Annotated in this window: 9 protein-coding genes; 5 read left to right on the top strand and 4 right to left on the bottom strand. The window is 50.8% G+C overall.

Annotated elements, in window-relative coordinates; all coding sequences use genetic code 11:
• Positions 1-29 precede the first annotated feature (29 nt).
• Together htpG and NST07_RS19665 are read left to right on the top strand one after the other, a co-directional pair.
• On the top strand, positions 30-1,910 hold the full coding sequence (gene htpG / locus NST07_RS19670) for a molecular chaperone HtpG (protein ID WP_342479984.1): 1,881 nt from the start codon (positions 30-32) through the stop codon (positions 1,908-1,910).
• A gap of 198 nt (positions 1,911-2,108) precedes the next feature.
• Positions 2,109-2,840 (top strand): MOSC domain-containing protein, encoded by a 732-nt coding sequence (locus NST07_RS19665; protein WP_341378922.1) that lies wholly within the window; start codon positions 2,109-2,111, stop codon positions 2,838-2,840.
• A gap of 77 nt (positions 2,841-2,917) precedes the next feature.
• Here the strand turns inward: NST07_RS19665 and NST07_RS19660 are convergent, their stop codons facing one another.
• Positions 2,918-3,787, bottom strand: a complete 870-nt coding sequence (locus tag NST07_RS19660; RefSeq protein WP_341093928.1) for a LysR family transcriptional regulator — start codon at positions 3,785-3,787, stop codon at positions 2,918-2,920.
• 151 nt (positions 3,788-3,938) lie between these two features.
• Here NST07_RS19660 and NST07_RS19655 point away from each other — a divergent pair, with 151 nt between their 5' ends.
• Complete coding sequence (locus NST07_RS19655) at positions 3,939-5,675, top strand: ABC transporter ATP-binding protein (protein WP_342479983.1); 1,737 nt, start codon at positions 3,939-3,941, stop codon at positions 5,673-5,675.
• Positions 5,672-7,411 carry an ABC transporter ATP-binding protein gene (locus NST07_RS19650; RefSeq protein ID WP_342479982.1) on the top strand — a complete coding sequence of 580 codons (1,740 nt, stop codon included), beginning with the start codon at positions 5,672-5,674 and terminating at the stop codon, positions 7,409-7,411. The genes NST07_RS19655 and NST07_RS19650 overlap by 4 nt, the downstream gene beginning before the upstream one ends.
• Positions 7,412-7,576: 165 nt before the next feature.
• Here NST07_RS19650 and NST07_RS19645 read toward each other — a convergent pair whose 3' ends face one another.
• The gene (locus NST07_RS19645) at positions 7,577-8,707 is read right to left on the bottom strand and encodes a YARHG domain-containing protein (protein WP_341093924.1); all 1,131 of its coding nucleotides are present in this window, start codon (positions 8,705-8,707) and stop codon (positions 7,577-7,579) included.
• 151 nt (positions 8,708-8,858) lie between these two features.
• Positions 8,859-9,725 (bottom strand): AraC family transcriptional regulator, encoded by an 867-nt coding sequence (locus NST07_RS19640; RefSeq protein ID WP_341093923.1) that lies wholly within the window; start codon positions 9,723-9,725, stop codon positions 8,859-8,861.
• 213 nt (positions 9,726-9,938) lie between these two features.
• Here NST07_RS19640 and NST07_RS19635 point away from each other — a divergent pair, with 213 nt between their 5' ends.
• On the top strand, positions 9,939-12,017 hold the full coding sequence (locus tag NST07_RS19635) for a beta-galactosidase (RefSeq protein WP_341097703.1): 2,079 nt from the start codon (positions 9,939-9,941) through the stop codon (positions 12,015-12,017).
• Positions 12,018-12,156: 139 nt separating this feature from the next.
• On the opposite strand, the gene NST07_RS19630 is transcribed toward NST07_RS19635, so the two are convergent.
• On the bottom strand, positions 12,157-12,780 hold the full coding sequence (locus NST07_RS19630) for an NUDIX domain-containing protein (protein WP_341378914.1): 624 nt from the start codon (positions 12,778-12,780) through the stop codon (positions 12,157-12,159).
• Positions 12,781-12,904 lie beyond the last annotated feature (124 nt).

Genomic DNA, 12,904 nt, shown 5'->3' with positions numbered 1-12,904 from the left:
GTTATTTTTGAAAGGAGATTATTTTATTCATGGCCAAAAAAGAGTTTAAAGCCGAATCGAAGAGACTACTAGAGATGATGATTAACTCCATTTATACACAGCGGGAAATTTTCCTGCGGGAGCTGATCTCCAACGCAAGCGATGCCATTGATAAAATCTATTACAAAGCGCTGGCAGACGATGCGCTGGTGTTCAATAAAGAGGATTATTTCATTAAAGTCACTGCCGACAAGGACAGCCGCACGTTGACCATCTCTGATACAGGGATCGGGATGACACAGGAAGAATTGGAGAACAACCTGGGGATTATCGCGAACAGCGGCTCTTTTGCATTCAAAAAGGACAACGAGTCGAAGGACGGCCACAATATTATCGGCCAGTTCGGTGTCGGGTTCTACTCTGCATTTATGGTAGCGGACGATGTTACTGTAATCAGCAAGGCGCTGGGCAGCGACCAGGCGTACAAATGGGAGTCCCAGGGCGCGGATGGATATACAATCGAACCGTACGAGAAGGATGCCGTCGGCACCGAGATTATTTTGAAGATTAAAGAGAACAGTGAAGAAGACAATTACGATGAGTTCCTGGAAGAATACCGCCTGAAATCCATCATCAAGAAATATTCTGACTTTATCCGTTTCCCGATCAAGATGGATATTACCGGCAGACAGCCTAAGGGAGGCAGCGAAGGCGAGTTCGAGGAAACCAAAGAAGAGCAGACTGTGAACAGCATGGTGCCGATCTGGCGCAAGAACAAAAACGAGCTGACCACAGAGGACTATGACAACTTCTATGCCGAGAAACGCTACGGCTTCGATAAACCGCTGAAGAATATCCATATCAGTGCCGATGGTGCTGTAGTCTATAATGCGATCCTGTTCATTCCGGAAAATACACCGTTTGATTATTACACCAAGGAGTATGAAAAAGGTCTTGAGCTGTACTCCAACGGTGTGCTGATTATGAACAAATGCGGGGATCTGCTGCCGGATTACTTCAGCTTTGTCAAAGGGATGGTCGATTCCGAGGATCTGTCGCTCAATATCTCCAGAGAGCTGCTGCAGCATGACCGCCAGCTGACCCTGATTGCCAAGAACATCAAGAGCAAGATTAAGAGCCAGCTCCTGAGCCTGCTGAAGGATGAAAGAGAGAAATATGAGACATTCTACAAGTCTTTTGGCAGACAGCTTAAATTCGGAGTCTACAATGACTATGGCATGGAAAAGGAAACCCTCCAGGACCTGCTGATGTTCCACTCCTCCAAGGAGAAGAAGCTGGTTACGCTGGCTGAATACGTGGAAAGAATGCCGGAAGACCAGAAGTATATCTATTATGCTTCCGGGGAATCGGTAGAGCGGATCGAGAAGCTGCCACAGACTGAAATGGTATTGGACAAGGGTTATGAAATGCTCTACTTCACTGATGATATTGATGAGTTCGCCATCAAGATGATCATGAACTATAAGGAAAAAGAATTCAAAAATGTATCCAGCGGTGATCTGGGGATTGAAGCGGATGCCGCTGACAAGCCTTCGGAAGAAGAGGAGAACGAGAACAAAGGGCTGTTCGACGCGATGCAGGGTATTCTGTCAGGCAAAGTGAAGGCAGTCAAAGCCTCCAAACGGCTGAAAAGTCATCCGGTCTGCCTGTCCACGGAAGGCGAGCTGACCATCGAGATGGAAAAAATCCTCAAAGCGATGCCGAACGGACAAGAGGTGCAGGCGGATAAGGTACTGGAAATCAATATTAACCACGATGTCTTCAAGTCCTTGAAGGCTGCTGCCGAAGGGGATCAGGAGAAGCTGGGCCTTTACACGAACCTGCTCTACAATCAGGCGCTGCTGATCGAGGGGTTGCAGGTTAATGATCCTGTACAGTTCACTAATGATATTTGCAAAATCATGGTATAGAATGGCGGCATTTGCCGAACTGGAGCATCACTAAAATGCTTCGCCCAACGGCTGCCCGGAGAGAGGACGTCTCATCGTAAAGATGAGGCTTCCTTTTTTTGTGGGGGCCTGAGGGCCTGCTTCAAGAGAGCTACAATTTAAAGCGAAATCGCGTACAATAAGCTTATGTAATTTCTAGAACAAATGGAGGAACAGACTTTGACATTGACTGTTGGTGTGATCCGTGAAATCAACCGGTATCCGGTCAAATCGTTCGCGGGAGAGCAGCTGGAGGCTTGCGACATTGAATCCTACGGCGTCGTAGGCGATCGGGTTTGCTCTTTTTATGATGAAGGGAAGCAGGGCTGGAAGCGATTCGTTACGGCCCGCAATATACCGGATATGCTCACTTATCAAGCGCGTTACCGGGAGGGGGAGGTGGCTGTCACTGCAGCGGACGGGCGGACCTTTCGCTGGGACGAGCAGCTGCTTGTGGAGATTCAAAGCCAGACAAAAATCCCGGTCAGCATGTCCGGCCTGAAGCAACCGCACCCGGAGAATCCGCATTTGCTGTCGGTGGATGAGGCCAGTATTCTGCTTGTTACCGATGGCAGTCTGAGAAAACTGGAGGCGCTCTGGGGACGCGAGGTCGATCAGCGCCGGTTCCGCGGGAATTTTGTGATTGCATTAAGCGATGAGTCGCTGTTTGAGGGAGACTGGACCGGGCGGAGGCTGCGGATTGGCGGGGTAGAGCTGCAGGTGAATGAGCTGTGCGAGCGATGCGTCATGACGACGATGGACCCGGATACTGCAGAGAAAACCCCCTCGCTTCTGAAAATTGTCAACAAAGAGCTGGGGCTTCATTTCGGCGTGTACGCTTCCGTTATCCAAACCGGGCGCGTCTGCGTTGGAGATGAGGTTCATCTGGCTGATAGGCCGGCAAGCCAATAAGCTTAAGCGAAATGCCAGCGCTGTTCCGGGTAATGCCGGTTCAGCGCTTTTTTCATTTTGTGTATCCATACCCATGCCTACTCCGCTCTGAAGCATTCAATGAATTTCTCGGCCAGCGACGACAAATATTTATCCTTCATCCAGACAGCGGCGACCCGGGTGCGGAGCGATTCGCCACGGATTTCTTTATAACGCAGATTGTCGCTTCTCATGAGGCCGAAGGCTGATTTTGGAAGAATGCCGATGCCGAGACCGGCATTGGCCCAGAGCAGCGTGGTGCGGGCATCGTCGTTCATGCAGAACACATCCGGATTGAATCCGTGCTCCAGGCAGGTTTCACGGATCAGCTGCTCGAAGCGGCGGTAAATAATCAGCGGCCTATCCTTGAGTTCCCCGATATCAATGGAGGACTCTCCGCCCGTCCAGTCATAACCCTGAGTCATCACGGCAATCATAGGTTCAGCCCCGGCATATACACATTCGAGACTTGTGCTGTTAAAGGGCGTTCGAACAATGCCGACCTCGATGATTCCTTTGCTGAGCAGATCAATCACCTTATAGGTGTTGCCTTCATGGATTTCGAATTTGACGCCGGAATAGATTTTGTGAAAATCAAAGAGCCGATCCTGCAGCAGAGTTGCCGCGGAGGAGGATACTGTCCCAATGGAGAGCGTTCCCCGCAGCCCGCTTGCAAAATCACTAATCTCACGCGTGGTGGCATCGGCCAGCTCCAGAATCTGCTGTGCCCGGCCCCGCAGAATTACTCCGGCATCGGTCAGCTGTATACTGCGCGGTCCGCGCTCCACCAATTTTACGCCAAGCTCCTCCTCCAGCAGCTTCAGCTGCTGACTGAGCGGGGGCTGGGCCATTTGCAGCTTCCGTGCAGCGGAAGTAATCTGTCCTTCCTCAGCAATCGCCAAGAAGTATTTGAGCTGTCGGATATCCATTTGTTAAACCTCCGGATTTGGCATATGAATTAAGTATGGCATTGATACGAAACCAATATTATTAATATGTAAACAGGTATGACATAATCATAACGGGTCTTAACGCTATTTCATAGTGATTACATACTACATAAGTTAGGTGAGGGTTACTGTGTTCAAAATTGCCGTTTTTCTTAAACCGTACAGAAAAGGAGTTATACTCGGGCCGATCTTTAAGCTGCTGGAGGCGATCCTGGAGCTGCTGCTGCCGACCATCGTTGCGCTGATCGTGAACAACGGAATCGGCGGGCAGGATAGTGCCTATGTGTACCGGATGGGCGGGCTTATGCTGCTGATGTCGCTTCTCGGTTTCGGCTGCTCGATGGTCTGCCAATATTATGCCGCCCGGGCATCCCAAGGCTTTGGCACTTCGCTGCGCAACAAGATGTTCAAGCATATTTCTTCCTTGTCCTATGCCGAGCTGGATACCTTCGGTACACCGTCACTAATCAACCGGATCACGAGTGATGTGAATCAGCTGCAGGTTGCTGTGGCCATGCTGATCCGTCTCGTAGTCCGTGCGCCGTTTATCTGTATCGGGGCCATCATAATGTCGATGATTCTCGATTTCCGGCTATCGCTGATTCTGCTCGCGGCCACACCTGTTTTTGGCGTCATCCTGTACTTTATCATTACCCGCAGCTCGCCGCTCTACCGCAAATATCAGCAGAAGCTGGATCATCTGGCACTGGTGCTGAGCGAGAATCTTTCCGGTATCCGCGTCATCCGCGCCTTTGCCGAAGCACGGCGGGAGAAGCAGCGCTTCAATGAAGCTTCGGATGATTTGACGGCAACGGCGATCCGGGTTGGACGCATCTCTGCCTGGCTTGGCCCGATGACTACTCTGGTGGTGAACGCAGCGATTATTGCCATTCTGTGGGTTGGCGGCATACACATTGATGCCGGCCGTTTATCACAGGGTGAAATCATTGCGTTTATCAACTATGTAACCCAGATTCTGCTGGCGCTGATTGTTGTATCGAATCTGGTAATTCTCTTTACCAAGGCTGCGTCCTCTGCGAATCGTGTGAATGAAGTGCTGGCGGCTGAAACCTCAATCTCGGATGAAGGGAACAGCGCCCTGCCAGTGATGGAAGCGGCAGCTCCTGCTATTTCTTTCGAGCATGTATCCTTCGGTTACAACAAGACTGGAGAGCTTGCACTGCAGGATATCTCAGTGGTGATCAACCGCGGAGAAACGGTGGGGCTTATCGGTAGCACCGGCTCCGGCAAGTCCACCTTCGTGAATCTCATTCAGCGTTTCTATGATGCGGTGGAGGGGGAAGTCAGAGTAGGCGGCGTCAACGTCAAAGAATACCGGCTGGATCAGCTGCGGAGCCTGATCGGCATTGTGCCGCAGAAGGCGCTCCTGTTCACCGGGACGATTGCCGATAACCTCCGCTGGGGCAAGCAGAATGCGACGAAGGAGGAAATGATGCAGGCAGCCGTTGTAGCCCAGGCCGATGAATTCATCCGCAAGCTGCCGGAAGGTCTGGATACACCAGTCGCGCGTGGAGGGTTGAACTTATCCGGCGGACAAAAGCAACGGCTTACCATTGCCCGCGCTGTCGTGGGTACCCCTCCGATCCTTATCCTTGATGATTCCTCCAGTGCGCTCGACTTTGCGACTGATGCGGCACTGCGCAGGGCACTGAAGGAGAGCAGCAGGGATACGACCGTGCTGCTGGTATCCCAGCGGGTCAGCACGGTGCGGCAGGCGGATCAGATTATCGTATTTGACGAAGGACGGATTGTTGGGAAAGGCAGTCATCAGGAACTGCTGGAGAGCTGCGGGGTTTATCAGGAAATCTGCCAGTCCCAGCTTTCCAGCGAGGAGGCGGGACAATGAGGGGCAATAATACCTGGAAGAGATTGTTTGGCTATACAAGTCATTTTAGAGGCATGACCATAACCGCGGTAATCTGCGCCATCATCAGCGTGATTGCCAGTCTGATCGGGCCGCTGCTGATCGGCCGGGCTGTCGATCATATGGCGGGTCCGGGCGATGTTGATTTCGCCGGAATCCTCCGGCTGCTGCTGATCCTGGCTGCAGTATATATTGTGGGCAGCTTTTTTGGCTGGCTGCTGACTTATTACACCAATCGGATAGCTTATAAGACGGTCTACGATATGCGCCGTGAGTTGTTTGACAAGCTAAATGTGCTGCCGCTGAAATTCCATGACAATCATCCGCAGGGCGACAGCATCAGCCGTTTTGTTAATGATATGGACGCTGTTTCGGACGGGCTGCTGCAGGGTTTCTCCACGCTGCTGACCGGTATTGTGACCATTGCCGGTGCAATCGGGCTGATGCTGTACATTAGTCCGGTGATGACGGTAGTCGTGCTGCTGTCGGCTCCGGCAACCTATTTTGTCGCCCGGTTCATCACTACGCGTTCCCAGAAGCTGTTTCGTGAGCAGGCAAAGATCCTCGGCGGATTAAACGGATATGTGGAAGAAATTATCGGCGGGCAAAAGGTGGTGCAGGCTTACCACTACGAGGACCGTTCATTCGCCCGTTTCTCGGACCGTAATAATGAACTGTACCAGACAGGCGTCAAATCCCAGTTTTACGGTTCATTGGCTAATCCGACAACACGGCTGGTCAATAATATTACCTTCTCGGTCATTGCGATGATCGGCAGCGCGCTTGTAATTGGTGGGCATTTTTCGGTCGGGGATTTGTCCAGTTTCCTGATTTATTCGAACCTGTTCGCAAAGCCGTTTAATGAGATTACCGGTGTCATCACCCAGCTGCAGTCAGCGACGGCTTCGGCACAGCGGATCTTTGCCATTCTAGACCTCCCGGCGGAGACGCCGGATGCTGCAGGGGCTCACGTCATGGACACCAGCCAGGGCACAATCACCTTCGATAAAGTAAGTTTTGCATATGATCCCGGGCGTCCGCTAATCAAGAATTTCAGCCTGGAAGTGAAGCCGGGTACCCGTATAGCGATTGTAGGACAGACTGGGGCAGGGAAGACGACGCTGGTCAACCTGCTTATGCGTTTCTATGACGTAGACAGCGGGACAATCCAAATTGACGGAATAGACATTAATAAGATCACCAGGGACAGTCTGCGGCGGAATTTCGGAATGGTGCTGCAGGATACATGGCTGTTCGGAGGCTCCATCCGCGATAATATTGCTTATGGCAAACCGGATGCGACAGAGGAAGAGGTCATAGCAGCAGCCAAAGCAGCGAATGCGCACAGCTTCATCAAACGGCTGCCGGAAGGGTACGCTACGAAGATCAGCGGTTCTGGAGACAATCTGTCCCAGGGACAGAAGCAGCTGCTTACCATCGCCCGCGTTATGCTCGTGGATCCGCCGATGCTCATCTTGGACGAAGCAACCAGCAGCATTGATACATTGACGGAGATTCGGATTCAGAAGGCTTTTCTCGCCATGATCTCAGGGCGCACCAGCTTCGTCATTGCCCACCGGCTGTCCACGATCCGCGAGTCCGATCTCATTCTCTACATGAAGGATGGAGACATCGTCGAGAGCGGCACACATGAGGGACTCCTGGACAGCGGGGGTCACTATGCCCGGTTGTACAACAGCCAGTTTACGGTGGTGTAACGGCTTAACGTGGCAGGTTATGGAGGAGGAGTTGCTACTTTGGCAGAGCTTACGCTCTTTTATTGACCCCATATATACAAACAGCGGCAGTTCATGGACGGTAAAGAAACGTCCTGGACTGCCGCTGTTTTATTGAGAGTTAGTTCTTCGTTAGTTTAAGCTGCTTCAATCATATAATATCAGCCCTTCGAAATAATCCGTGAAATCATACTTATCCCCTACCTGAAACCAACCAGTTAATCCTGTGGAGAGCTCAAACTTAATATAACCCCGGTTGTCTTCTCCTAAGAAACTCACTTGATCACCAGGGTTGATTTGAAGAAATTCTTCATCTGAGTTTCTTAGTTTTTGCAATTTTAGTTCTTTTTTGGCGGTTAACACAGTAGGGGGAGACATAGAGTAGAAATCTTGTTCTTCTTCACGAAGCTGATGCTCTGCATCTAACCGGAATACGAGTTCACGATACCATGTCTGCAGCTCCTTCGCTCGGTCAATCCCTTTAACAGTGCCAAGCCCGTCAATCATAGAAGAATGTGCGGCGAAATCGGGAACGGTACCAACGGATCTGATTTTGTGACCGTCATAGTAATAAAAATAAGTCTCTCTAAAAAAATCATACTGACTATCAAATTGAAAAGCGATTTCAAAGTAAGGATCATTCATATTAAGATCGACAATTTCAAAATAAGGAAACATGTCTTCACCGTCAAATTGAAGAGATGCTCCATTTACTTTAAGCGTCCATGTTGTATCGCCTTTCGCAGCAGGGATCTTTAGCTCAACATTATCACTAATTCCATCTCCATTAAGATCAATAACCATATGTTGCTGTTTAAAGGTATTGGAACCCTCGTAATTTTTGACACGATAATCATCCGTATGTGTTGCGATTAACTGATAAGCTGCGTACTTTGCTTCATAGGTATGTAATAATTCGATATTTTTCTTTTCTATGTCCGTGAAAGTTTCCCTATAGTTTTGGTTCTTTCTGTACCATTTCTTTGAAGAAAAGTAGTCAGTCAAATCCTTACGTTTGAATATATATCCATGCCGGGCATAAATCTCATTACGCGCCAATTCCATGATATGACTATCCATATTACTAACGTTGTCGGCACTCAGCAATACCTTGTTACTGTCCTTTATGATGTATTCCCTGACCGGATTTGCCGGGCTTACACCCTTATTGCCATTTACTTCCTTTGATAAGTTCGATGGTTCCTTTGCGGAACAGCTTGACAAGAGAATCAGAACCCCAAAAATGAGACCCATTCTTCTGAGATTGTGGTAAAACAAATTGCATCCCCCTTAGTTGACTTCGACATCCTAAAATTTGGATCTAGAAAATATACCATAAAAAAGGGGGCAGCTCCAACGAGTTTTTTTATATTATCTTACCTGTTATTTTAAAAATAGCCCTAGAGCCTAGTATCTGGAGCAAAAGCACTTATTGCTTCTGCCGGTTCGCTGCTTGACTCTGGCTTCGCTGCAGCCGTTCCCTCATTACACCCGGGGTGCAGCCGTAAGTCTTGCGGAATACCCGGATGAAATAGTTTGTTTCCATCCCGAGATTCAAAGCGATATCCTGCACAGGGATGCCGGGACTTTCAGTCATCATTTGAAGCCCCCGCTCCAGCCTCAGGTTCTGGAGGTATTTATGCGGGGTTACGCCATACTCCTGCAAGAACAGTCGCTGGAAATGCTGCACGGAATAGCCGACGGCGGCAGCCAGATTAGCGACCAGTAACGGTTCGGTGAAATGCTCATTGATTAGTCTCACCGCTTTTTGCAGTGCCTCGTTGCGGACATGCTCATTTTCCAGGCGGCTGGCTGTACCGGCAGAAGGATCGCCCCGGCGCATCATAAGGATCAGCCGGTAGAGGCTGACGGACAGTTCCTGCGTGGCCTGTTCCTCCTGGCGGCTGACATTCCCTCCATTTACGGTCTGCCAGATTCCGCCGATGGCTTCCCAGCATTCCTCGAAGCGCGCAAGATGATAGGCGGAGGGCGGCAATAAGCCGAGGCTGTGAAGCATTGGCCCTGTCTGGCTGCCGTAGATGCCGGTAAAAGCTACATGCCACGGCTCATGAGACAACGGGTAATATTCATGTCCGCGGTCAGGCGGGAAAACGAAAGCCATTCCGGGTGCCAGCACCGTTTCTGTTCCGTCCGTGAGATCACGGAATATTCCCTTTCCACTGCGGATCAGGAAGAGCTGATGGACAGGGAATCCAGCCGGGCGGACATGATGGTACTGAATGTGCCTGCCGACAGAATAAGGGTACAGGGGAAAGTCCTCCAGGTTACGCGGCATTTCAACCAAAGAAAAGGGCAGCAAAGCTGTTCACCTCATATTCATTTTGTGCTATCTAATCGCGAGTATAATCCTACTGTGAATCTGCGGTTATCCTATATTATAAATAGTATAAACGTTTGTCCGTGAAAAAGACAGAGACACAGAATGACTTGAATCAGAGAAAAGTCTCATTCTGACACGGATCAAAAATGAGAGGATGAATATACAATGATGAGCAAAAAACTCCCTGCGGTCAGCAGCAAGGCTCCCGTGATGCTTCATGGGGCCGACTATAATCCCGAGCAATGGCTGAGATATCCTGAAGTTCTCCGCGAGGACATCCGCCTGATGAAGCTGGCGGGCTGCAATGCGATGTCTGTCGGGATTTTTTCCTGGGTATCGCTGGAGCCTGAAGAGGGCGTATTTACATTCGATTGGCTGGATCATGTGCTGAACACTTTTGCTGATAATGGTATATATGCTTTCCTGGCTACTCCAAGCGGAGCACGGCCAGCCTGGATGTCCGAGAACTACCCTGAGGTGCTGCGCGTGGAACGAAACCGTGTGCGAAATCTGCATGGATTCAGGCATAACCATTGCTACACTTCCCCGGTCTACCGGGACAAAACGGCAACGCTGAATGCCAAGCTGGCTGAACGGTATGCTCATCATCCGGCGGTCATCGGCTGGCATATTTCGAATGAGTTCGGCGGCGAGTGCCATTGTGATTTGTGCCAGACCGCCTTTCGGGAATGGCTGAAGGCCAAATATAAGGGCAGCCTCGACGAACTGAATCATGCCTGGTGGGCCGCTTTTTGGAGCCATACCTACACTTCGTGGGAGCAGATTGATTCACCGGCACCGCATGGGGAGACACAGGTCCATGGCCTGAACCTGGACTGGCGGCGGTTTGTCAGTGAGCGGACGATTGATTTCTGCCGGCATGAAATTGCAGCCGTACGAGATTTTAACCCGGATCTGCCCGTGACCACCAACATGCATATGATCGACGGTATTGATTACCGTGAGCTGGCCAAAATTCTGGATGTCGTCTCCTGGGATGCATACCCGGAATGGCATTACACCGAGGACGATGATGATGTCCGGCTGGCGGCTTGGACAGCTCTGAACCATGATATGTTCCGCAGCTTCAAGCATAAGCCGTTCCTGCTGATGGAGAGTACGCCTTCGCTCACGAACTGGCAGTCAGTCAGCAAGCTGAAACGGCCGGGCATGCATAAGCTGTCTTCCCTGCAGGCGGTCGCTCATGGCTCTGATTCTGTGCAGTACTTCCAGTGGCGCAAGAGCCGCGGCTCCAGCGAGAAGTTCCACGGTGCTGTGGTCGATCACAGCGGCCATGCAGAAACCCGTGTATTCAGGGATGTCGCCGAGGTTGGCAAAACTCTGGCGGGATTAACCGAAGTAGTGGGCACCGTCACACCGGCGGAGACGGCGATCCTGTTCGATTGGGATAACCGCTGGGCAATCAAGGATGCCCAAGGGATCCGTAATTCCGGACTGAAGTATGAAGAGACCGTGCTGCAGCATTACCGTGCCCTCTGGGAGATGGGCATTCCAGTTGACGTGATTGGTTCAGGAGATGACCTCACACGCTACAAGCTGGTCATCGCTCCGATGCTGTACCTGATCAGTGAAGAGAACGGTCAAAGAATCGAGAAATATGTGGAGCAGGGAGGAACCTTCCTGGCAACCTACTGGTCTGGAGTAGTAGGCGAAACAGATTTGTGTCACCTCGGCGGGTTCCCGGGACCGCTGCGCAGAACGCTCGGCATTTGGGCTGAAGAGACGGAAGGCTTGCACAGCCGGGATGTGAACGGTCTTGTATTGCAGGCAGGCAACGCCTTGAAGCTCTCGGGCGATTACGATGCGCATGAAATTGCCGAGCTGATCCATCTGGAGGGGGCGGAGGCACTAGGCCATTACCGCAGCGATTTCTACGCCGGGCAGCCGGCATTGACACTCAACAAGCTCGGAGCAGGCAGAGCGTACCATTTGGCTACCCGCGTCAAAGACGCGGCGTTTTACGTAGAGCTGTATGCTGCAATTACCGCTAAGGCGGGAATTGGCCGCGTGCTGGAAAGTGAACTGCCAGCAGGTGTAACGGCGCAGCTTCGTACAGACGGTGAACATGACTATATTTTCCTGCAGAACTTTAGCGGTACTGAAGCGTCAGTGACACTGGATGGTCTGGTTTATACAGACCTGGAATCAGGCGAGCCAGCCCCGGGAGTTGTTGCACTTCCTGTGAACGGGCTAGTCATGCTGAAACGGAAAGTAGCACAGAAATAGATAGAATTACAAAAGGCAGGACCCGGTCATCAGGGTCCTGCCTTTTCATTGTGGAAACGGAAGCAGCCTGCGGGTGCAGGGTAGAATCTTGCTATGCCATAAGGGAATGGTAAAATAGGTAATGATTGAAGAAGGCTAATCAGCCAAAGGCTGCCTCAATGCCCTCAATGATGCGCCGATAATAATTGATCTCATGCGGCACAAAGTGGCTCCTGTCCACAGTCTGGCTGATTGGAATCCGCGTACCGCTGCTTTCCACACTAAATCCTTGGATTTGCAGTGTAGCGCTGTCTCCCAGCCACAAACTTCGAAAGCCGGTGAAATCGGCTGTTACAATTCCCGCAACCTCTTCCTGTTGCAGCTTAAAGTCACTTAAAGGGGTGGTGTTTGTGTACAAAAAGACATGCGCCCGCTCTCTGTCGAGAAAACCCTCCTTGTCCATGCTGTAAGGGATGATCCCAAGGGGGATCAGCTGCTCAAAAGCAACGCAGATTCCAAGCTCCTCCTGCACCTCACGGACGCCATCCTCCGGAACCTCATCAGATAATAAATGTCCGGCGGCCGTGATATCCAGCAGACCGGCATAATCTTTTTTGAGTTCGCTGCGCAGCTGAAGATAAATATGGAGCATGTCCTGTTCCTTGCTGACGAACCAGCAGTGGAAGGTTTCGTGCCAGAGTCCCAAACGGTGAACTTCATCACGGGGTGCGGTCCCGGTAATATTGCCATTGTCATCAAAAGTGGTCAGTAGCTCGTCATTCATGCGAAGGCTCCTTTATTAATGTTAACATCTGGTGATGCCGATCCTGCTTCGTCGGCTAAATATATCATAGCATTTGCCGCACAGGCAACGGCTTGTCCACATAGAATCCCGATATGAACGAGTA

This window comes from Paenibacillus sp. FSL L8-0340, from assembly GCF_038593145.1.
Lineage (GTDB): Bacteria > Bacillota > Bacilli > Paenibacillales > Paenibacillaceae > Paenibacillus_AQ.
Note: the sequence above shows the minus strand (reverse complement) of the source record. Positions and strands in the feature narration are given on the sequence as shown.

Excerpts from the sequence above, each read along its gene's own strand:
- htpG (WP_342479984.1), top strand. The coding sequence starts at position 30 with ATGGCCAAAAAAGAGTTTAAAGCCGAATCGAAGAGACTACTAGAGATG.
- NST07_RS19660 (WP_341093928.1), bottom strand. The coding sequence starts at position 3,787 with ATGGATATCCGACAGCTCAAATACTTCTTGGCGATTGCTGAGGAAGGA.
- NST07_RS19650 (WP_342479982.1), top strand. The coding sequence starts at position 5,672 with ATGAGGGGCAATAATACCTGGAAGAGATTGTTTGGCTATACAAGTCAT.
- NST07_RS19640 (WP_341093923.1), bottom strand. The coding sequence starts at position 9,725 with ATGCCGCGTAACCTGGAGGACTTTCCCCTGTACCCTTATTCTGTCGGC.
- NST07_RS19635 (WP_341097703.1), top strand. The coding sequence starts at position 9,939 with ATGAGCAAAAAACTCCCTGCGGTCAGCAGCAAGGCTCCCGTGATGCTT.
- NST07_RS19630 (WP_341378914.1), bottom strand. The coding sequence starts at position 12,780 with ATGAATGACGAGCTACTGACCACTTTTGATGACAATGGCAATATTACC.